At 58.7% G+C, this 21,502-nt stretch carries 20 protein-coding genes; 18 read left to right on the forward strand and 2 right to left on the reverse strand.

What is annotated here, in order from left to right:
• Nucleotides 1-59: 59 nt before the first annotated feature.
• The 7 genes from carA (at nt 60) to IB213_RS08565 (ending at nt 8,953) form a co-directional block, all read left to right on the forward strand.
• Nucleotides 60-1,232 (forward strand): glutamine-hydrolyzing carbamoyl-phosphate synthase small subunit, encoded by a 1,173-nt coding sequence (carA, locus tag IB213_RS08535; protein ID WP_192405968.1) that lies wholly within the window; start codon nt 60-62, stop codon nt 1,230-1,232.
• Entirely contained in the window at nt 1,225-4,473 is a 3,249-nt protein-coding gene (carB, locus tag IB213_RS08540) for a carbamoyl-phosphate synthase large subunit (protein ID WP_192405969.1), read from the forward strand. Before carA ends, carB begins: the two co-directional genes overlap by 8 nt.
• 216 nt (nt 4,474-4,689) lie before the next feature.
• Nucleotides 4,690-5,166 (forward strand): transcription elongation factor GreA, encoded by a 477-nt coding sequence (gene greA / locus IB213_RS08545; RefSeq protein ID WP_191723717.1) that lies wholly within the window; start codon nt 4,690-4,692, stop codon nt 5,164-5,166.
• Between the two features lie 13 nt (nt 5,167-5,179).
• Nucleotides 5,180-5,614 carry a hypothetical protein gene (locus tag IB213_RS08550; protein ID WP_192405970.1) on the forward strand — a complete coding sequence of 145 codons (435 nt, stop codon included), beginning with the start codon at nt 5,180-5,182 and terminating at the stop codon, nt 5,612-5,614.
• A gap of 195 nt (nt 5,615-5,809) precedes the next feature.
• Nucleotides 5,810-6,715, forward strand: coding sequence for a TauD/TfdA family dioxygenase (locus IB213_RS08555; protein ID WP_192405971.1), 906 nt, complete (start codon nt 5,810-5,812; stop codon nt 6,713-6,715).
• Between the two features lie 116 nt (nt 6,716-6,831).
• Nucleotides 6,832-7,866: a tripartite tricarboxylate transporter substrate binding protein gene (locus IB213_RS08560; protein WP_192405972.1), complete on the forward strand. Its 1,035-nt coding sequence runs from the start codon at nt 6,832-6,834 to the stop codon at nt 7,864-7,866.
• A gap of 292 nt (nt 7,867-8,158) precedes the next feature.
• Nucleotides 8,159-8,953 carry a transporter substrate-binding domain-containing protein gene (locus IB213_RS08565; RefSeq protein ID WP_192405973.1) on the forward strand — a complete coding sequence of 265 codons (795 nt, stop codon included), beginning with the start codon at nt 8,159-8,161 and terminating at the stop codon, nt 8,951-8,953.
• Nucleotides 8,954-9,061: 108 nt separating this feature from the next.
• Here the strand turns inward: IB213_RS08565 and fumC are convergent, their stop codons facing one another.
• Nucleotides 9,062-10,453 (reverse strand): class II fumarate hydratase, encoded by a 1,392-nt coding sequence (fumC, locus tag IB213_RS08570; RefSeq protein ID WP_192405974.1) that lies wholly within the window; start codon nt 10,451-10,453, stop codon nt 9,062-9,064.
• A gap of 267 nt (nt 10,454-10,720) precedes the next feature.
• Between fumC and IB213_RS08575 the strand changes: the two genes are divergently transcribed.
• Both IB213_RS08575 and IB213_RS08580 read left to right on the forward strand, forming a co-directional pair.
• Nucleotides 10,721-12,277, forward strand: coding sequence for a fumarate hydratase (locus tag IB213_RS08575; RefSeq protein WP_191723723.1), 1,557 nt, complete (start codon nt 10,721-10,723; stop codon nt 12,275-12,277).
• A 274-nt stretch (nt 12,278-12,551) separates the two neighbouring features.
• Complete coding sequence (locus IB213_RS08580; protein ID WP_192405975.1) at nt 12,552-13,247, forward strand: DUF2325 domain-containing protein; 696 nt, start codon at nt 12,552-12,554, stop codon at nt 13,245-13,247.
• Between the two features lie 219 nt (nt 13,248-13,466).
• Here the strand turns inward: IB213_RS08580 and IB213_RS08585 are convergent, their stop codons facing one another.
• Nucleotides 13,467-13,787, reverse strand: a complete 321-nt coding sequence (locus IB213_RS08585; protein ID WP_192405976.1) for a hypothetical protein — start codon at nt 13,785-13,787, stop codon at nt 13,467-13,469.
• Between the two features lie 202 nt (nt 13,788-13,989).
• Here IB213_RS08585 and IB213_RS08590 point away from each other — a divergent pair, with 202 nt between their 5' ends.
• The 9 genes from IB213_RS08590 (at nt 13,990) to cls (ending at nt 21,251) form a co-directional block, all read left to right on the forward strand.
• Nucleotides 13,990-14,238 (forward strand): hypothetical protein, encoded by a 249-nt coding sequence (locus IB213_RS08590; protein WP_192405977.1) that lies wholly within the window; start codon nt 13,990-13,992, stop codon nt 14,236-14,238.
• A gap of 117 nt (nt 14,239-14,355) precedes the next feature.
• Nucleotides 14,356-14,937, forward strand: coding sequence for a bifunctional 2-polyprenyl-6-hydroxyphenol methylase/3-demethylubiquinol 3-O-methyltransferase UbiG (locus tag IB213_RS08595; protein ID WP_192405978.1), 582 nt, complete (start codon nt 14,356-14,358; stop codon nt 14,935-14,937).
• 104 nt (nt 14,938-15,041) lie between these two features.
• The gene (locus IB213_RS08600; protein ID WP_192405979.1) at nt 15,042-15,305 is read left to right on the forward strand and encodes a helix-hairpin-helix domain-containing protein; all 264 of its coding nucleotides are present in this window, start codon (nt 15,042-15,044) and stop codon (nt 15,303-15,305) included.
• Nucleotides 15,306-15,453: 148 nt separating this feature from the next.
• Nucleotides 15,454-16,116, forward strand: coding sequence for a hypothetical protein (locus IB213_RS08605; protein ID WP_192405980.1), 663 nt, complete (start codon nt 15,454-15,456; stop codon nt 16,114-16,116).
• A gap of 178 nt (nt 16,117-16,294) precedes the next feature.
• Nucleotides 16,295-16,624, forward strand: coding sequence for a putative quinol monooxygenase (locus tag IB213_RS08610; RefSeq protein ID WP_192405981.1), 330 nt, complete (start codon nt 16,295-16,297; stop codon nt 16,622-16,624).
• A 2-nt stretch (nt 16,625-16,626) separates the two neighbouring features.
• Nucleotides 16,627-17,160: a DUF2199 domain-containing protein gene (locus IB213_RS08615; protein ID WP_192405982.1), complete on the forward strand. Its 534-nt coding sequence runs from the start codon at nt 16,627-16,629 to the stop codon at nt 17,158-17,160.
• Between the two features lie 285 nt (nt 17,161-17,445).
• Nucleotides 17,446-18,519, forward strand: coding sequence for a TerB family tellurite resistance protein (locus IB213_RS08620; protein ID WP_191723732.1), 1,074 nt, complete (start codon nt 17,446-17,448; stop codon nt 18,517-18,519).
• Between the two features lie 424 nt (nt 18,520-18,943).
• Complete coding sequence (locus tag IB213_RS08625) at nt 18,944-19,546, forward strand: DUF938 domain-containing protein (protein WP_192405983.1); 603 nt, start codon at nt 18,944-18,946, stop codon at nt 19,544-19,546.
• Nucleotides 19,547-19,766: 220 nt separating this feature from the next.
• The gene (gene cls / locus IB213_RS08630; RefSeq protein WP_192405984.1) at nt 19,767-21,251 is read left to right on the forward strand and encodes a cardiolipin synthase; all 1,485 of its coding nucleotides are present in this window, start codon (nt 19,767-19,769) and stop codon (nt 21,249-21,251) included.
• Nucleotides 21,252-21,502 lie beyond the last annotated feature (251 nt).

Consider the following 21,502-nt stretch of genomic DNA (forward strand, 5'->3'; position numbering starts at 1 on the left):
CGCGTGACGCAACGTCCCGGCTGCGCTGGGCGTAACCGTACTTAAAACCGGAGAATCCAGTGCTTTTGTCTCTTCAGGGAAGCTTCCCATCCGCCATCTTGGCGCTCGCAGACGGCACGGTCTTTGTTGGCAATTCGATTGGTGCGCAAGGCACTACCGTCGGTGAAGTGGTGTTCAACACTGCCATGACGGGTTATCAAGAAATCCTTACGGATCCCAGCTATTGCCAGCAGATCGTCACACTCACCTATCCCCATATTGGCAACTACGGTGTCAATGTCGAGGACATTGAGGCTGACAAAGTCCATGCCGCAGGTTTGATCATCAAGAACCTGCCTTTGCTTGCCAGCAACTTTCGCATGAGCGAAACCCTGTCGCAATATCTGGTGCGCAACAACACTGTGGCGATTGCGAATGTGGACACGCGCAAGCTGACCCGTCTGCTGCGTGAAAAAGGTGCACAAAACGGTGCCATCGTTGGTTTGGCTGCTGGCGAGGCAGTAACCCAAGCGCACATTGATGCTGCACTGGCAGCAGCAAAAGCAGCACCGGCCATGAAGGGCCTGGATCTGGCCAAGGTTGTGACTACCTCAGCGTCGTATGCATGGACTGAAACGGAGTGGAAGCTGGGTGAAGGTTATGGCCAGCTAGACAATCCCAAGTTCCACGTTGTGGCCTATGACTTTGGTGTAAAGAGCAACATTTTGCGCATGCTGGCACAGCGCGGTTGCAAACTGACGGTGGTGCCGGCTCAGACGCCTGCCAAGGAGGTGCTGGCGCTGAATCCCGATGGCGTGTTTCTGTCCAATGGCCCTGGCGATCCAGCGCCTTGCGACTATGCCATTGCCGCAGTGCAAGAAATCATGGCCGCTGGTATGCCGCTGTTTGGTATTTGTCTGGGTCACCAGATCATGGCGCTGGCCTCGGGTGCCAAAACCTTCAAGATGCAAAACAGCCACCATGGCGCCAACCACCCCGTCAAAGACCTGGATACAGGGCGCGTCAGCATCACCAGCCAGAACCACGGTTTCGCTGTAGAGCTGGAAACGCTGCCCGACAACTTGCGTGCCACGCACGTCAGTTTGTTTGACGGCACGCTGCAAGGCTTGGAGCGCACGGATGTGCCTGCGTTTTGCTTCCAGGGCCACCCCGAGGCTTCGCCCGGCCCGCATGACATTGCCTATTTGTTCGACCGCTTCACTGCGCTGATGGAGACCCACAAAAATGCCTAAGCGCACCGACCTTAAAAGCATCCTGATCATTGGCGCTGGCCCCATTGTGATTGGCCAGGCCTGCGAGTTTGACTACTCTGGAGTGCAAGCCTGCAAGGCATTGCGCGAAGAGGGTTTCAAAGTCATCTTGATCAACAGCAACCCCGCCACGATCATGACGGACCCCGCCACGGCGGACGTTACCTACATTGAGCCCATTACCTGGCAGACGGTCGAGAAGATCATTGCCAAAGAGCGCCCCGACGCCATTTTGCCGACCATGGGGGGCCAGACCGCGCTCAATTGTGCGCTGGACCTGTGGAAACATGGGGTACTGGACAAGTACAAGGTGGAGCTGATCGGTGCCAAGCCCGAAGCCATTGACAAGGCAGAAGACCGCCTGAAGTTCAAGGACGCCATGACCAAGATTGGTCTGGGATCGGCCCGTTCCGGCATCGCCCACTCCATGGACGAAGCCTGGGCTGTGCAAAAAGAAATGGGTTTCCCTACCGTCATCCGCCCCAGCTTCACGCTGGGTGGCACTGGCGGCGGCATTGCCTACAACCCAGAGGAATTCGAAACCATCTGCAAGCGTGGTCTGGAGGCATCGCCCACCAACGAGCTGCTGATTGAAGAGTCGCTGCTGGGCTGGAAAGAGTACGAGATGGAAGTGGTGCGCGACACCGCTGACAACTGCATCATCGTTTGCTCGATCGAAAATCTGGACCCTATGGGTGTGCACACTGGTGACTCCATCACCGTGGCCCCAGCCCAGACGCTGACCGACAAGGAATACCAGATCATGCGCAATGCCTCGCTGGCAGTGCTGCGTGAAATTGGTGTGGACACTGGCGGCTCCAACGTGCAGTTCTCGGTGAACCCCAAAGACGGTCGCATGATCGTCATTGAGATGAACCCTCGCGTGTCGCGCTCGTCCGCGCTGGCTTCCAAGGCTACAGGTTTCCCGATTGCCAAGATCGCGGCCAAGCTGGCCGTGGGCTTTACGCTGGATGAACTCAAGAACGACATCACGGGTGGCACAACCCCCGCGTCGTTTGAGCCTTCGATCGACTACGTGGTCACCAAGATTCCACGTTTTGCATTCGAGAAGTTCCCCACCGCCGACAACCGCCTGACGACACAGATGAAGTCTGTGGGCGAAGTGATGGCAATGGGCCGTACTTTCCAAGAGTCCTTCCAGAAGGCCCTGCGTGGCCTGGAAGTGGGCGTGGATGGCATGAACGAAAAAACCCAAGACCGCGAAATCTTGGAAAAAGAACTGGGTGAACCCGGTCCTGACCGTATCTGGTACGTGGGCGATGCTTTCGCTGCGGGCTGGACGCTGGATGAAGTGCACAACATCACCAAGATCGACAAGTGGTTCCTGGTGCAGATCGAAGAGATCATCAAGATCGAGCTGGATCTGGACAAGCTGTTTGAAGCAAAGGGTGAGCAAGCGCTGGCTGCTATTGATGCTGCTACGTTGCGTACCTTGAAGCAAAAGGGCTTCTCGGACCGCCGTCTGGCCAAGCTGCTGCACACCAGCGACAAGGCCGTGCGCGAAGCGCGCAAGGCCCTGAACGTGCGCCCCGTGTACAAGCGTGTGGACACTTGTGCGGCTGAATTCGCCTCGAACACTGCGTACATGTATTCCACGTACGACGAAGAGTGCGAAGCTGCGCCAACCAACAAGAAAAAGATCATGGTGCTGGGCGGTGGCCCGAACCGCATTGGTCAAGGCATTGAGTTTGACTACTGCTGCGTGCATGCCGCCATGGCCATGCGCGAAGACGGTTACGAAACCATCATGGTCAACTGCAACCCTGAAACGGTTTCTACCGACTACGACACCTCCGATCGTCTGTACTTTGAGCCTTTGACGCTGGAAGACGTGCTGGAAATCGTTGCTGTCGAGCAGCCTGAAGGCGTGATCGTGCAGTACGGCGGACAAACACCTTTGAAGCTGGCTCTGGGGCTGGAAGCCGAAGGCGTGAAGATCATTGGCACCACGCCAGACATGATTGACGCTGCCGAAGACCGTGAGCGCTTCCAGAAGTTGCTCAACGACCTGGGACTGCGTCAGCCGCCCAATGCCACGGCCCGCACAGAGCCTGAGGCACTGGAAAAAGCAGCATCGCTGGGCTACCCCTTGGTGGTGCGCCCCAGCTATGTGCTCGGTGGCCGTGCGATGGAAATCGTACACGAGCAGCGTGATCTGGAGCGCTACATGCGCGAAGCCGTGAAGGTTTCCAACGACTCACCCGTGCTGCTGGACCACTTCCTGTCCAACGCCATTGAGTGCGATGTGGACTGTGTGCGTGACCATACTGGTGCCGTGTACATCGGCGGCGTGATGGAGCACATTGAACAAGCGGGCGTGCACTCTGGTGACTCCGCCTGTTCGCTGCCGCCTTACTACCTGAAGGCCGAAACTGTGGCTGAAATCAAGCGTCAAACCGCTGCCATGGCCCAGGGTCTGAGCGTGGTGGGCTTGATGAACGTGCAGTTTGCCATCAAGGAAGTGGACGGCCAGGACGTGATCTACGTGCTGGAAGTGAACCCACGCGCCTCGCGTACGGTGCCTTTCGTCTCGAAGGCCACTGGCGTGCAACTGGCCAAGGTGGCTGCGCGCTGCATGGCCGGCCAAACTCTGGCCAGCCAAGGTGTGACCAAGGAAGTGACTCCGCCTTACTTCAGCGTCAAGGAAGCGGTGTTCCCGTTTGTGAAGTTCCCCGGCGTGGACACCATTCTTGGCCCTGAGATGAAGTCAACTGGCGAAGTCATGGGGGTGGGCAAGACCTTTGGTGAAGCCTTCGTGAAGAGTCAGCTCGGCGCAGGCGTGCATTTGCCAGAAACAGGCAAGGTCTTTCTGTCGGTGAAGAACAACGACAAGGCGCGTGCCGTGGCCGTGGCCAAAGAGCTGGTAGCTATGGGCTACAACCTGTGCGCAACACGCGGAACCGCGGCGGCTCTGGAAGAGGCTGGCATCTCGGTGCAAGTCGTCAACAAGGTCACTGAGGGCCGCCCCCATATCGTGGACATGATCAAGAATGGCGATATCGCCATGGTCATCAACACGGTGGAAGAGCGCCGCAATGCCATTGCGGACTCGCGCCAGATCCGCACCAGCGCACTGCTGGCACGTGTGACCACTTTCACAACCATCTTCGGTGCAGAAGCGGCCGTTGAAGGTATGAAGGCCATGCGCAGCAATCTGGATGTGTATTCTGTACAAGAGTTACACGCAATGTTGACTGCATAAGTCATACCAGCGGGTTTTACGGAGGGCATGCCGTGTCAAACACGGCATAATCAACCCTTAAACCTAGGAACACCGCCGCGTGGCTCACTGCGCGGCGGTTTGCTTTTGGGGCGTCCCATCCATACAGCCACGTTGTTGTGGTGCTCTGGACATGCCCCTGTGGCGCGACTGTGCAAATGGGCACGTGTACGCCCAGCCGTATGTGGAGAAACTGACATGGCAACCATTCCAATTACCAAGCGCGGTGCAGAAAAGCTCAAGGCTGAGCTGCACCAGCTCAAGACTGTTGAGCGCCCCGCCATCATTCAGGCCATTGCCGAAGCACGCGCACAGGGTGACCTGAGCGAAAACGCTGAATACGAGGCCGCCAAAGACCGCCAGGGCTTTATTGAAGGTCGCATCATGGAAGTCGACGGAAAACTGTCTGCTGCCCAGATCATTGACCCCACTGCCGTAGACGCGGGTGGCCGCGTGGTGTTTGGTGCCACCGTGGAGCTGGAAGACGAGGACAGCGGCGCCGCTGTCACCTACCAGATCGTGGGTGAAGACGAGGCTGACATCAAACTGGGCCTGGTCAATATCTCCAGCCCCATTGCCCGCGCTTTGATTGGCAAGGAAGAAGGCGATACGGCCGTGGTGCAGGCACCAGGGGGCGAGCGCCGTTTTGAGATTGTTGCGGTCAAGTACGTTTAACGCCCAGTCGCACATGTCGCAAGGCACTGCTTGCGTGAAGGTCCCCATGGCCCTGGCGGGCCTTTGGTTGCTGACGGCCAGCGTGAGCGTGCTGGCGGTGCCCCTCATCATTGCAACGGTGCCGGGCTGGCACACCATCACAGGCTATCTACAGATGGTCAGTGGTGTTCAAACTTGGGTTTCTATAGCTGCTTGCGTAGGCCTGCTCATGCTTTCAAGACGAAAACATTCTGAAACCGAAGAGGAGTGGGCGCAAGGCGCTATTCTTATTTATGTATTGGGTGGCGTGATCTCTGCAGTACTGCTCAACTATGGCGTGTTTCCGCAGTGGCTGGCCAAATCGGCTTCTTTGGCCAAACAGGCACAGGTGCTGGCACTGATGCTGTTGCACTGGTGCTGTGCATGGTGCACATGGCGCAGTCTGCGCAGGCACCGCCCGCAGGCTTGATGCACTGAACTTCTACAAAAAACCGCTGGGCGCAAGCCGCAGCGGTTTTTTTACGCATGGTCTGCGCATGCAAGGTTTTGGCATGCAAGGTTTGCCTGCAGCAAAAAACAGATAAGCAAGCGCGAAAAGCTTCGTTCACGCAAGCGTCCGGTATTTTTAGCATGCGTGCATTCCTTTCGAAGAAAGCCGCCTGCCATGTCTCTATCCCCGTTTGCCTCTGCAGTGGTTCATGCCCGCCGTGCCACGGTGCCTCAGACTTTTGATGTACAGCCCACTGGTCATGCCTTGGGCGCTGACATCGTGGGCCTCGATCTTCGTCAGCCACTGCAGCCAGCCACGATCGATGCCTTGCAACAAGCGTGGAACCAGCATTTGGTGCTGCGTTTTCGGGGACAGCAGTCGCTCAGTGAGCAAGACCATATTCGCTTTTCGGCCTACTTCGGTCCGCTGGATCAGCGGCCCATCAGCGCACAGGCGCTGCATGCCAGCACACAGGCATTGCCGCGCGAGCTGGTGGTGATCTCCAACGTGGTGCAAGACGGGCAGCCACTGGGTGGGCTGGGAGATGGTGAATCGGTGTGGCATGCCGACATGACTTACCAGCCGGTGCCGCCCAAGGCCGCATTGCTGCTGGCGCGTGAGGTGCCTGCGCAAGGTGGCAACACCCACTTTGCCAATATGTATGCCGCTTTTGACACGCTGCCGCCCGACCTGAAGGCCCAGGCGCTGCAATACGACTGCGTGCACGATGCCAGCCGCAACAGCGCAGGCCAGTTGCGTCTGGGGTTTAAAGACACCACGGATCCCCGCGAAACCGTGGGCGCTGTGCACCCTTTGGCACGAGTGAATCCTGCAACGGGCAAACGCAGTCTGTATCTGGGCCGCCGCCGTGGTGCCTATGTGCGAGGGCTGACGCTTGCAGAGAGCGAGGCACTGCTCAACGCGCTGTGGGCGCATGCAACGCAGAGCCAGTTTGCTTGGGCACAAGCGTGGCAGGTGGGTGACCTGGTGGCCTGGGACAACCGCGTCACTTTGCACCGCCGCGACGCCTTTGATCCCCGTGCGCGCCGATACATGCAGCGCACGCAAGTGAGCGAATAACCGCCACCCACGCAGCGCACCTTCCATCGTTTCTTGATCCACTGGCTTGCCGCTGGTGGTGGCTGCTTGCGCCTGCTTTGGCGCAGCAGCCCGATATTCACCTCAGGCTCTTTACCATGTCCCGTACGTTCATTTCTACTGTCAACCGCCGCCAATGGCTGCAATGGTCCCTGACCGCAACGGCGGGCGCATCGGCCCCCTGGCTGGCTGCCAATGCTGTGGCCGACACCGCATTGCCTCAAGATTTTTTGACTGCAACAAAGCCCATCACCATTGTGGTGGGGGGCCCCGCAGGGGGAGCCACCGATGGCGTTGCGCGTGTGCTTGCCCAGACTTTCAGCAGCCAGCTGGGGCGCGAAGTGATTGTGGAGAACAAGCCGGGCGCAGGCGGCACCATTGGATCCAAGTACGTTTCGGTGGCCAAAAATGATGGGCACACGCTTTTGCTGGGGCACATCGGCACCAACGTGCTCTCGCCGCTGATGCAGACCCCAAAGCCCTACGATCCGGTGAGTGGCTTTACGCCGATTGGGCAAATTGGCAATACGGCGTCGGTGCTTTTGGTGCCGGCAGCAGGCCCCAGTACCTTGCAAGAAGCGCTGGCATTGTGGAAGCAAAAAGGCCGCCTCAGCTATGCCTCAACAGGTCTGGGCTCTGGCGCGCACTTGCTGGGCCATTTGCTGGCCGACCGGCTGCATGCACAGGGCCTGCACGTGCCATACCGCGGTAGTCCATTTGCGCTGCAGGACCTGGTAGGCGGGCGGGTGGATGCCATGTTCGCCACCGCTGGGGCTGTAGGCGCTTATATCGACAGCAAAAAGCTGGTTCCACTGGCTGTTGCATCGGCCACGCGCAGCAGCTATTACTCGCAATTGCCCACGCTGCGTGAGGCGGGACTGCCGGATGTGAGCAACGAAGGCTGGTTTGGCCTGTTTGCGTCGGCACATACGCCCGAGAAAATTGCCCAGGCATGGCATGCGCACCTCAACACCGCCTTGCGCCAGCCCCAGGTGGTGCAGCAGTTGCAAGGCTTGATTGTGGATATTGCTGCCAGCGCCAGCCAAAGTCAGTACGCACAATTTATGGAACGCGAAATCAGCCATTGGAGCCGTGTAGTTGCGCAACTGGGTGACGCTTTGAAAGCTACTTGAACACGGCGCAGGCAGCGTCGCCTTCACCCGCCGGGTGCAGATGGCAAGTCGGTGGCATCTGATGGCACAGGGGCAGCGGCAGCGGTGTGCGGCAGGCATGTGGCATAGCTGCTGAGCTCTGCAAAAGCGTTTTTTGCTTGTGGACATCGGCGCGGTCTGAAGCGGAGGCGTCAGCCAGCCTTGGCATGCCGCGAAGCACTCAGGCACGGTCTATGCATAAAGAGGGCTGGGGCCCGCAAGGCATGCACCAGCATGTCGCACCGGGCACTTGTTTCAATTGCCGGAGCCTGTTATGTATTTCCCCCTGTCTCGCCGTAGTGCATTGGTCGCTTTTGCCGCTCTGGGCTTGAGTGCCATGGCAACTGCCCACGCCGCATCGCTGGCCGATATTCAGGTACGCAAGAGCATCAATGTAGGCATTCAGACCGACTATCCGCCTTACGGCTATATCGATGCCAGCTTCAAACCCCAGGGATCAGATGTGGCAACTGCTGAGCTGATCGCCAAGCAGATGGGTGTGAAGCTCAATATCGTGACGGTCACCTCACCAGCCCGCATTCCTGCGCTGCAAAGCGGGAAGGTGGATTTGATTATTTCCTCCATGGGCAAGAACCCCGAACGCGAGAAGGTGGTGGATTTTTCGATCTCTTACGCACCGTTCTTTTCTGGCATCTATGCCAGCAAGGGGCTGGCGATTACCCAGTTCAGTGATCTGGCTGGAAAAAGTGTGGCGGTAACGCGTGGCTCGCTGCAAGATGATGCGCTGACCAAACTGGCCCCTGCAGGCGCACAGATCAAGCGCTTTGAAGACGATACAGCGACCATTGCCTCGTTCGTCACCGGTCAAAGCCAGGTGCTGGCCCACAGCGCCGCCGTGGCGGGGTTGACCATGCAGCGCAACCCCAAGCTGGATGCTCAATACAAGCTGCTGCTGACGGATGTGCCCTGTTTCATTGGGGTAGCCAAAGACAACAAGGCCTTGCTGGAGCAGGTCAACAGCATTTTGCGCACGGCCAAAGCCGATGGCTCGCTGAACGCTATTTCACAAAAGTATCTGGGCCGCCCGCTGGGCAATCTGCCGGAGTAAGCAGCCGGAGTAAGGCGCAGGCCCTGTCAGCCGGGCTGAATGGCATGCAGTAAAAAAAGCACTCTTCAGAGTGCCTTTTGCCTGTGTGCGCAAAGCAGGTGCAAGGCCTTAGAGGTTGCCCACCATCTGCTCGGCCACCACCCATGCATCAAATTGCTGTGCCGTCACGTGGCCGCTGGCAATGGCTGCATCGCGCAGGCTGCTGCCTTCCTTGTGGGCTTTTTTGGCAATGAAAGCGGCCTTGTCGTAACCAATGTGCGGGTTCAGTGCCGTTACCAGCATCAGCGAGCGGCCGACCAGCTCTTCAATGCGTGCAATGTTGGGCTCAATCCCCATGGCGCAGTGGTCGTTGAAGCTCACCATGCCATCGGCCAGCAGGCGCACGCTTTGCAGGAAGTTGTGCGCCACCATGGGGCGAAATACATTCAGCTCAAAGTTGCCTGATGCCCCGCCAAAGTTGATGGCCACGTCATTGCCAAAGACTTGGGCGCACAGCATGGTTACGGCTTCAGACTGTGTGGGGTTGACCTTGCCGGGCATGATGGAAGAGCCGGGCTCATTTTCTGGAATGGCAATTTCACCCAGACCACTGCGTGGGCCAGAGGCCAGCCAGCGCACGTCGTTGGCAATCTTCATCAGGCTTGCGGCCAGCGTTTTGAGCGCGCCGTGGGCGTGTACCAAGCCATCGCACGAGGCCAGCGATTCGAACTTGTTGGGCGAGGTCACAAACGCATAACCCGTCAGCTTGGCCAGCTCTTGCGCCACGCCTTCAGCATAGCCCTTGGGGGCATTCAAACCTGTGCCTACTGCGGTGCCGCCCAAGGCCAGTTCATGCAAATGGGGCAGGGCAGCGCGCACGTGTTTGGCGCAGTGGTCCAGCTGTGCCACCCAGCCTGAAATTTCCTGGCCCAGCGTCAGTGGCGTTGCGTCTTGCAGGTGCGTGCGGCCAATTTTGACGATGTTGGCGAAAGCCTCACTCTTGGCATGCAAGGTGGCGCGCAGCTTGGCAATGGCGGGCAGCAGATGGGCTTCGATGGCCGTGACTGCCGCCACGTGCATGGCGGTGGGGTACACATCGTTGCTGGACTGGCTTTTGTTCACATCGTCATTGGGGTGCACCACGCGGCTTTCACCGCGCTCACCGCCCAGCAGCTCGCTGGCTCGGTTGGCCAGCACCTCATTGACGTTCATATTGGTTTGTGTGCCCGAGCCGGTTTGCCAGACTACCAGCGGAAATTCGTCGGGGTGTTGACCGGCCAGCACTTCATCGGCGGCTGCGTTGATGGCGCTGGCCGTCTTGGCATTGAGCAGGCCCAGCGCACAGTTGACCGTGGCGCTGGCTTTCTTGACCTGCGCCAGCGCGGCAATGATTTCGCGCGGCTGCTGCTCGCCGCTGATGTCAAAGTTTTGCAGCGAACGCTGGGTTTGCGCGCCCCACAGTTTATCGGCGGGTACGGCGATGGGGCCGAAGGTGTCTTTTTCGAGGCGGGTGGCAGACATGGTCAAAGCTCCTGAAAGGGTGCTGCGGCATGGGTTGCTGGAACGCAAGTTCTGGCTGCCTTCTCTTGCCGCTGAATGGGGGAAGAAGGCAGCCATGTTAGCGCAGTCTTTGAGAGCCATTCTCAATGCCGGGCATGGCGGTTACACAAGCCCCAAGTCCTCTATAAGACTTGTCGGTCTTTGGCTGACGCAGCCAGTCAGTTGCGCCGATAATCGACCAGATTTTTTGCGCGCAAGCGGCGCTATAACAACCAGAGAAGCTTCACGATGACGACCTCCATCCGCCAGCAGGACCTGATCGACTCGATCGCAGGTGCCCTCCAGTACATCAGCTACTACCACACGCCGGATTTCATCCAGCATCTGGCCCGCGCCTATGAACGCGAGCAAAGCCCTGCGGCCAAGGATGCGATGGCGCAAATCCTGACCAACTCCAAGATGAGCGCGACCGGCCAGCGTCCCATCTGTCAGGACACAGGCATCGTCAACGTCTTCCTGAAGGTGGGCATGGACGTGAAGTGGGACGGCTTCACCATGGGCCTGGAAGACGCCATCAACGAAGGCGTGCGCCGTGGCTACAACCACCCAGACAACACGCTGCGTGCCTCGGTGGTGGCAGACCCCCACTTCAAGCGCAAGAACACCAAGGACAACACCCCCGCCGTCATCAACGTGCAGATCGTGCCCGGCGACAAGGTGGACGTGACCGTGGCTGCCAAGGGCGGTGGCTCCGAGAACAAGTCCAAGATGATCATGATGAACCCCAGCGATTCCATCGTGGACTGGGTACTCAAGACTGTCCCCGAAATGGGTGCCGGCTGGTGCCCGCCGGGCATGCTGGGCATTGGCATTGGTGGCACGGCGGAAAAAGCCGTGCTGCTGGCCAAGGAAAGCCTGATGGAAGACCTGGACATGTACGAGCTGCAGCAAAAGGCTGCCAGCGGTGCACAGCTGGATGACGTGGAAAAGCTGCGCCTGGAGCTGTTCGAGAAGATCAACGCCCTGGGCATTGGTGCCCAAGGTCTGGGTGGCTTGACGACCGTGCTGGACGTCAAGATCAACATGTACCCCACGCACGCAGCCAGCAAGCCCGTGGCCATGATTCCCAACTGCGCAGCCACCCGCCATGCCCACTTTGTGATGGACGGCAGCGGCCCCGTGTATCTGGACCCACCATCGCTGGACGCATGGCCCAAGATTGACTGGGCGCCTGACTACAACAAGTCCAAAAAAGTCGACCTGAACACGCTGACCAAAGAGGAAGTAGCCAGCTGGAAACCCGGCGACACCTTGCTGCTCAACGGCAAGATGCTGACCGGCCGCGACGCTGCCCACAAGCGCATTCAGGACATGCTGGCCAAGGGTGAAAAACTGCCTGTGGATTTCACCAACCGCGTGATTTACTACGTCGGTCCTGTGGACCCCGTGCGTGACGAAGCTGTTGGCCCAGCAGGCCCCACCACCGCTACCCGCATGGACAAGTTCACCGAGATGATGCTGGCCGAGACTGGCCTGATCTCCATGATCGGCAAGTCCGAGCGCGGCCCGGTTGCCATCGAAGCCATCAAGAAGCACAAAAGCGCTTACCTGATGGCTGTGGGCGGCGCAGCTTACCTTGTCTCCAAAGCCATCAAGCACGCCAAGGTGGTGGGCTTTGAAGACCTGGGCATGGAAGCCATCTACGAATTCGACGTGGTCGATATGCCCGTGACTGTGGCTGTGGATGCTGGCGGCACCAGCGCACACATCACAGGCCCCGCTGTCTGGAAGGAAAAGATTGCGACGGGCCAATTCAAGGGTATTGAAGTGGCGGGTGCCAAGTAAGCACTGAGCGTTGCGTATTTCCCTTCAACCGCCTCCGGGCGGTTTTTTTATGACCTCGCAGCCCGAAGGCCCAGTGTCCATACGGTTGCTGTGCTTGTTTTATAAATGAGAGTTGTTCTCATATAAGATGGTGCTGCCCTTGCCTGGGGCCTGCGCGCTAGGGACATTCGGACATGGTCACTTCTTTCAGCGCAGCACTGCGTCGATCTGTGTCGTCGCACTTTGCACAAGGCTGGCTGCCGATTGCGCCTTGACCAAGTACCTTGGGGCTCCGATGCACACAACTACGCACGATATCGATCTGGAACAGCTGATTGCCGAGCACCATACGCTGCTGTGCCAATATGCACGAGTGCAAGAGCACTGCAGTGACCTGCTGCTTCGCCAAGCGGCCGAGATTGCGCACTTGCAGGCCCAGTTGATGCGCCAGCGCGGTCAGGCGATTGCCAGTCAATCTGCTCTGGCCTGGGCGCGTGAGGACCGTGCCGAGCTGCAAGCCAGCATCCTTGACCTGCCACGCCGCACCAGCTTGCTGCAGGAGGTAAAAAATCTCACCGCCCAGGTGCAATCACTGATGCAGGAACGGTTGCGCTGGAAGTGGGGGGATGCCGCACAGCATGCGGTGGTCATGCACAGCATGGGCACGGCAGTTACATCAACGGCCACCAGCGCTGTGCAGGCGCATGGGCTGACTGGCCCAGCCGTCTTGGAGCAAGCCGCCGATGACATCGCCCAGCTGGAAGCCAGCCTGATTGCTGCTGATCTGGTGATCTGCCAGACCGGTTGCCTGAGCCATGGTGCCTATTGGCGCGTGCAAGACCACTGCAAGCGCACAGGCAAGGCTTGTGTGGTGGTTGAGCAGCCAGAAGCGGTGCGCATTGTTCGTATCCATCAGCCAGAGTCAGCCTCTGTGCCTGTGCCGCAAGAAGTCGCGGTGAGCGCGACCCAGACCACTGGCGCACCAACCTGAAGGGCATGCCTTGTCGGGCGGGCCGTGCGAATTCACGCAAGGACTTTTCTTTTTTCAGACTGCGTGTCTCTGCGCTGTTGGGCTGCAAGCTTTGCTCAAAGCGTGATCACGCAGTGTGAACATCAAAAAACCGCCGAAAGGCGGTTTTTTGATGGATACCCCAGACATTGCCATGTCTTGCGGCTTGAGACTGATGGCGCAGTGTGGGGCCAAAGCCCATTATTTGGCAGGAATCTCCAGCCATTCTTGCGCGGGGGCATCGCTGGCAGGGCGCTGAATCCAGATCAGGCGCATGCGTTCTTGCACCTCTGCGGTGGCCCAGGCAGGAGGAGGGCGACGGGTAGGCGTGGCGGCGTGGCCTGCCACGTCAAAAGGTAAATCCTGGCGGGCATTGGCCAGGGCAAAGGCCACCAGCTCTTTGCTGGCCCGTTCTGTGATGAGCTGGTTGGTGCTGTTGTAGGCGGCAGCGCGACCGGTTTCGGGGTCGAGCAGCAAGGTGTAAGGCAACTGTGCCTTTTGCGATGTTGTCAGTTTTTGCATGGCTATGAATAGTGTTGTGTTTGCAGCTGGAGCGATGCAGATTGCAACGCTGGCGGTGAACGCAAGTTCACTTGCGTGGTGTACACGGATGTTGGGATTGTTGTCGCAACTTGCCAGTTCGGTGGCATTAGGGGGTAAAAGCCTTGGATGCTTGTCGCCAGTTACCGCAGGGACTGGAGCTGCAGCTGCAGCTGGAGAATGGGTGACCCATCTTTGGCGCGAGGCTGTCAGCGTGTGGCACGCTTGTGCTTTCTTTGGAATGTCAGAAGGTCAGGTCATGATGGGTCTGCAACGCGTGCCTGCGCCCTTGCATGACGTGAGTGCATTCGCGCAGAACTCTGGCGTGGTGGATGACCGCGTTCGCGAGGCTGCTGTGTTGTCGGTATCTGCAGCACAAGCCAGTGAGTTCAAGCGGGCAGTGCAGGCTGAAAAGGAAGCGCTGGATGCGTGACTGGCCGGGCCCGAGCTTCTTCGATGCGTACATTGCGTTCAGCGCAATGCGCAGGGCTGCTGACAGCGTTGAGTGCTGGGGCGTAGTTTTTTTTGATTCACAGGCGGTACAAACACCATGTTTTCTGATCCTTGGCTTCACCGCTGGCTTCCTTTGGTCCTTGAAAGCAATGGCGCAGCGCCTGTGCTGGAGATTGGGTGCGGCATGGGGGATGACACCGTCACGCTGGTTGGTGCAGGTTTGACCGTGACGGCCTTTGACAAGGCGTTAACCGGTGTTGTCGCAACACGGCTGCGCGCCCCGGCAGCGACGGTGGAATGCTGCGATATCCGCGACCCATTTCCGATGGCAGAGGGCAGCGCTGGCTGTGTTGTTGCCAGCTTGACGCTGCACTACTTTCCATGGGCGCAGACGCTGGACTTGGTAGACCGGGTGCGCAGCACGCTCCAGCCGGGGGGCATTTTTCTGTGCCGCTTGAACTCTACGCACGACAAGCATTTTGGCGCTTGCGGGCATGCGGTCATTGAGCCCAACTACTACCTGGTTGATGGTCAGCCCAAGCGTTTCTTTGATGAGGCCAGTGTCGATCAGCTGTTTGAGCGTGGGTGGCAGGTGCTGTCCAAAGAACACAGGGTCACGACAAAGTACATTCACCAGAAGGCGCTGTGGGAGGTGGTTTTGCGCCGCAGCGATACCTGATGCACACCTAGGTTGATGGGGGCGCTGGCTCGTACCTGTGCCTGCAACCAATCCTGGTGCGGAAAATCAAAGACGCGAGAAATTACACACAAGAGAGGGAATGCATGCCGTTTTCGCACGAAGAACGCAAGGCCTTGCTGGCCGTCAAAGGGGTTGGGCCCACCGTAGTGGCACGTCTGGAGCAGATGGGGTTTCAATCACTGGCGCAGTTGAGCAAGGCCAATGCGCTGGATATTGTGGCCAAGGCATCGGCCATTGTTGGCTCTAGCTGCTGGAAAAACAGCCCCCAGGCGCGGGCCGCCATTCAGGCAGCGATTGCCTTGGGGCGCTCGCGCCAGGCTGAATCGGTCCAGACACCCGCTGATTGAAAACACGGCGTGCAGGCATGCCGGCGTGTGAATGCCAAAGAGGCAAGCTTTGCAGATAACGAGGCCTTGCAGCCATGGTGGGCAAGGCATACTTTGCACCCTCTGTGCAACTTTGCACGTGCTGATCTGATCGCTTTTTCTTTCGCTTATGTCTCTGACTTCTGAACAGGTGGCACAACTGCGTGCTGCCATGGCTGCCTATAACTTTCCGGCCACGTATTACGATTTTGCACAGCAGGCCGAGTGTGTGGTGCAGGGCATGCCCGAGGTGGAGCGCTATATCCACGCGCTGCTGACGTCGCCGGTGGCACAGGAGGTAGAAAACGGCTTGGCCAATATTGTGTTTTGGGGCAATGCCAATGCGGGCTACCAAATGCACCGGGTGATGAAGTTCAAGCAGGGCGTCACTGCCCAGCAGGTGCAGGCGTTTCAGGCGCTGGTGCGGCAGGCGCAGGTGCCGGGGCTGGACGCCATCAAGAAGCTGGGCATGCCGCAGTTTTCGGGTATTTCATTTATCTCCAAGATCACGGCATTTTTAAACCCCGCGCAGTGCGGTGTGCTGGATTTGCTGATTGCCCGTATGCGCCGCGAAGGCGGCCCTAAGGCGCTCAATACGCTGCGGTTTCACAGCGCCATCACACCCACTGCAGTCAATTGCGCGGCCTATGCCAGCTGGTGCGCAGAGTGCCAGGCGATCAGCCTGCAGTACCTGGATGGTCAGCCGCGCGCGGTGGATGTGGAGCGTGGGTTTTTCTACCTGATCCAAAACGGCCAGCTGGAAGTGGCGCGCGCCATTTACGAGGCGGCGTAACGCTTTTTTCATGTGAGCACTGCCTGCGTTGACATGCTTGCCACCCCGGCTTGATGGTTGTGTGAGCAGTGTCGCTTTGCACTGTTTTACACGGCTTTGGGCATTGGGTGATTGAGCCGGCGGTCTGTCGAGATTTCAGTTTTTTACCAATTTGCTGCTTGAACAGGAGATGCACTGCATGCTGAAAGTCATTGCCCAGGATTTCATACACCCCGATCACATTGAGACCGTGATGCCGCTGTACAGAGAGCTGGTAGACAAAACCCGGCAAGAGCCGCTGTGCCTGTCTTATGAGCTGTTTGTGGACCACAAGGACCCGGGCCACTTCATCTTTATTGAAACCTGGCCGGACCGTGCTGCGCTGGATATGCATTGCGCCACCGAACATTTTCAGCGGCTGGTGCCACAGATCAACGGCTACCAGAGCCAGCCAGGCCAGTTCTTGCTGATGGATGCCTGCGCTGGCACCGAAGCTTTGTCCGCTTGCACTGCCGTGCCGGTGCTTTAACCATGGCTGCCATCTTTGCATTCACCTGCACCTGCTGTGGCGAGGTGCACGAGGGGTCTCCCAGTTTTGGCTTTGCGGCTCCTGCGCCGTATAGCCGGCTGACGCAGGCTGAGCAGGCTTCCATCGCTGAACTGAGTGATGACCTGTGCGTGATACAGCACCCCGAAGGGAGGCAGTACTTTGTACGCGCCATTCTGGAGGTACCCATCCATGGCGTGGATGAGCCTTTTCTGTGGGGTGTGTGGGTGTCGGCCAGCGCCAGCAGCTTTGAGCGTTATGTGGAGAGTTACGAGCATGCAGTGCAGGGCGATGGCTTCTTTGGCTGGCTGAGCAACCACATCGGCGTCTACCCCTGGGAGCAGTCGCGCCCGGCCAATGTCTATATTCAGGCCGACGGTACACGCCCGCTGGTGGTGCTGCACCGCAACGCCGAGGGCGCAGACAGCGATGCGCTGGTGATGGACCAGCATGAAGGCATCAGCATTGCACGCGCACAGGCGCTGGCTGAGCAGGCCATGCATGGCAGCAGGGGCTGATTTGTTCGCATTCGCCGGGTGTGTGTTGTGACAGGGCAGGCGATGGGGGGCGCGTGCTGTGGCGGCTAGCAGTGCCCGCGCTGGGTCTACGGGCTTGAAATAAGCGCTGCCTGCCCTTATGTGCAGAGGGCGTCATCTGTGGCTGGGCTTTCAAAAATCACAACAAAATGGGCCAAGAGTTAAATCCAGATGCGCGCGAGAAGCTATTTTTTTTGATAGCAATCGTACGATATGGAGCCTGCCGTCTTTGCCGGGCTCCAATCCTTGTGCCAATCTAGGAACACCATGACCACTGAAGATATTCGCGCTACCTTGACTTTGTGTCTGCTGGCTTCGTTCGCTGATGGTGAAAAACATGACCGCGAACGCGAGCAAATTCGCCAGGTAGCCGAAGGGCTGGCTGGCGACAGCCATGTAAATTTGCCCGGCCTGTACCAGGATGTGCTGCTGCGCCGCGTGAGCCTGCAAGATGTGCTGGCCCGTTTGACGGGCACCGAAGCGCGCCAGCTTGCCTATGAAATGGCCGTGTGCGTGTGCGATGCCGACGGCCATACCAGCCCCAAGGAAGAAGCCTTTTTGGCGCAGGTACGCCAAGCCTGGGGCATGGGTGGGGCATCGCAAACCACAGCACAGGCGAGTGGGTCTGCCGCAGCTTCTGTGACTGCGGGTGCCGCAGCAGTGGGCGCTTATGCCAGTTTTGACCAGCAAGCCCAGGCGGTGGCCGATGCACCGCTGCAAGTGGCTGTGCCCGAAGCGGCGCTGCCTCAGGGCATTGCTGTGCCGCACCCTGCGGCGGTCGATGCCTTGCCTTCCACGGCTGCACAGCGTCGCCCCGGCACCTTGTCTGCGCCAGAGATGGACAGCAAAATTTTGAAGGCGTCCATCATGAATGGCGCCATTGAGCTACTGCCCGAAAACCTGTCCACACTGGCCATCATTCCGCTTCAGATGCGCTTGGTCTATCAGATCGGGCAGAGCTACGGCTATGAGCTGGACCGTGGCCACATCAAAGACCTGCTGGCCGCGCTGGGTGTGGGCCTGACCTCGCAGTACCTGGAAGAAGCCGGGCGCAAACTGCTGGGTGGCTTGCTGGGCAAGGCGGGCAAGGGCATTTTTGGCGGGCTGGGCAAACAGGCCGTCAGCAGCGGCATGAGCTTTGCCAGCACGTATGCGCTGGGCCATGTAGCCAACCAGTACTACGCTGGCGGGCGCACCTTGTCCACCGATATGCTCAAAGACGCGTACCAGCATGTCATGCAAGATGGCCGCCAGCTACAGGCGCGCTACCTGCCGCAGATGCAGGAAACCGCGCGTGGACTGAATACGGCCAAGATTTTGTCGATGGTGCGCGGCGGCTGATGCCCATGGGCCACCGGGCAGTGCCGGCTGGGCTGGCCAGCAACGCATTGCCTGGGGCCGTTCACACAAGCCTTGGTGCGCCGCACCGCTAGCCTTGTGCTGGCTGAGCACAGCAAGCAATAGGCAAAAATAAGAGCTGTTAGCGCTTATCCAATAAGAACTTCAGATGGTTTTATATCTGAAGTTCTTTGTTTATAAGCGTTAGTAGCTATCTAAATAATCCTGAAGCGATTAACGTGGCCCTTGCTATGTGCTTGCTACGTGCTTGCAAGGCACTTGCTTTGACTTGGTCGCTCACCCTCGACTTGCTGGGTGATAAGGGCTGCTCACCATGCAAGGCGGCCGCCAGTGCTTGGCACACAAGGTCTACAGGTACAGGCTGTGTGCCCGTGTCATTCAGTGCATGCATGCCATGATGGCGCGCATGACACGTCCCTTTGCCCAATCCTGTGAGAACAACCAAGCACCTATTGCGAAGGTGCTGCAAACCGCATTTGCCCACAGCCGCCATGTGCTGGAAGTAGGCAGTGGCACTGGCCAGCACGGGGTGTACTTTGCACCGCGCTTGCCGCATGTGGTGTGGCAGACCAGTGAGCTGCCCGAGCACCATGCCGGTATTGCCGCCTGGCATGCGCATTTGCCAGCCCCCAATCTGCGTACGCCGCTGCATTTTGATGTGCGAACCAGCGCATGGCCGCAGACGGCACAAGGAGTCTTTGACGCCGTTTTCACCAGCAACACCTTGCACATTGTCGGGTGGCCGCTGGTGCAACGATTGTTTGCTTTGGCTGGTGCTTATGTCCCGCAAGGTGGGGTGTTTGTGGTGTACGGACCGTTTAACTACGGCGGCACGTTCACCAGCGCAAGCAATCAGGCATTTGATGCGTGGCTGCGCGCGCGGGATGCGGCCAGTGGCATTCGTGACTTTGAAGCCGTGGTGCAACTGGCGCAGCAGCATGGCTGGAGCCTGCAGCACGACCACCCTATGCCAGCCAATAACCGCAGCCTGGTGTTTCAGAAAACATAAGCCATCGCTATCTGGTGCGGGGGCAAAAAGTACGGGATGTGCTGCAGAAGCTGTGCCTGCCGCAAGATCCTCTGCCGCAATAGCCCCTATCTAAGCAGCTGAAAAATATAGCTGCCTGTGCAACGCAGGCAAGCACCAGAGGATTGATAACCTTCTGGCCGGTAGATGCGTTGGTGGCAGCACGTTCGCTGTTTATTCATGGAGCCGATATGCTGGCCCCATGACCTGGCTGTTTCTCATCTTGCATGTTGCGCTCATCGTCTGCCTGGGCTTGCGTATTTTGTTGCGCAATGACCTGCAGCCCGACGTGCGCATGGGCTGGCTCACTTTGGTGGTTTTGCTGCCGTATGTCAGTTGCGTGCTGTATTACCTGTTTGGCGAGGTTGCACTGCGCAGAAGGGGACGCGGGCACCTGCAGCAGGTGCAAGATTTTGCAGTGCAGGCGCACGTTTTGCAGCAAGCCTCTTTGGTGGGGAAATCTCGGCCACACCCTGCTGTGGCCGGTGCCACAGAGCGCATGGCTGCGCACGTTGCGCCGCAGTGGCAGGCTGCATTCAGCTATGCAGCGTCAGTCAACGGTTTTCAGCCGCAGCCCGGCCACAGTGCACAGCTGATGGCCGATGGCGGCGAGACACTGCGGCGCATGTTGATGGATCTGGATGCCGCACAGCACGAAATCAACCTGCTGTACTACCTGTGGCGCGATGACCAGATGGGCACGCAAGTGGCGCAGGCCTTGATACGTGCCGCTGCTCGCGGCGTGGTTTGCAGGGCCATGGTCGATGGGCTGGGTTCTCGCCCCTTGGTCGGCTCTGTACTGTGGGAGAGCCTGCGCGCGGCAGGCGTGCAACTGGCCGTGGCACTGCCCATCAACCGGCCTTTGCAGGTCATGCTCAACAGCCGTCTGGATTTGCGCAACCACCGCAAGTTCACGCTGATTGATGGACGCATTGCGTATTGCGGCAGCCAGAACTGTGTGGACGAAGTGTTTGCAGCCAAGGCCGCTTATGGGCCGTGGGTGGACATCATGCTTCGCATGCAAGGGCCGGTTGTGGCACAAATGCAGTTGGTGTTTGCCAGTGACTGGCAGCAGTACGCCACGGCCGAACATGCCCCATATCTGCCGCAAAGCCAGCCGCAGGCGCTGGCATCGCCGGGTTTTGTGGCGCTGGCCATTGCCGAAGGCCCATCCGAGCGTGCCCGTGCCTGCCCGCAACTGTTTGCCACGCTGATCACCAGTGCCCGCCAAGAGCTGGTGCTTTCCACCCCATATTTCGTCCCCGATGCCACGGTGCTTGATGCCCTGTGCGCTGCAGCCTGGCGTGGCGTGCCAGTCACCCTCATCGTGCCTGCACGCAATGACTCAGCCATTGTGGGCGCAGCCAGCCGCAGCCACTACCACCGATTGTTGCAAGCGGGGATTACGATCTACGAGTTCCAGCCGGGCCTGCTGCACGCCAAGACCCTGTGTGTGGATGGGCAGGTCAGCCTGATTGGATCGACCAATCTGGATTTGCGCAGCTTTGACTTGAACTTTGAAAACAACGTGCTGCTGCAGGATGCGGACACCACGCAAGCCATTCGCGCACGGCAGGCGGCGTACATTGCGCAATCCCTGCAGATAACGGCAGAGCAAGTGCACGGCTGGCCCCGCAGGCAGCGCATCTGGAACAACCTGCTGGCCATGCTCAGCCCGGTGCTGTGAGTGCGCAGTTCGATGCGGTGGGGCGATCAAGAGTCACGCAGCCCACATTTGTCTCTGATGCCATCTGGTTCAATGGATGGGGCGCCCAGGAAAATGCCGGTTGATGCAGAGGTCTTGCGTGTCGTATGCGGATTGACTTTGATTTCTACCCAAAGTTTGAACATGTGTTGAGTTCCGCGCTGAAGCTGAAATTGAAATAATTTCAGCACTTTTGACTGCAGATCATTGCTTCTTTCACCTTGACCAGAAGC

It is taken from the genome of Comamonas sp. CMM02 (assembly GCF_014851485.1).
Taxonomy (GTDB): domain Bacteria; phylum Pseudomonadota; class Gammaproteobacteria; order Burkholderiales; family Burkholderiaceae_C; genus Comamonas; species Comamonas avium.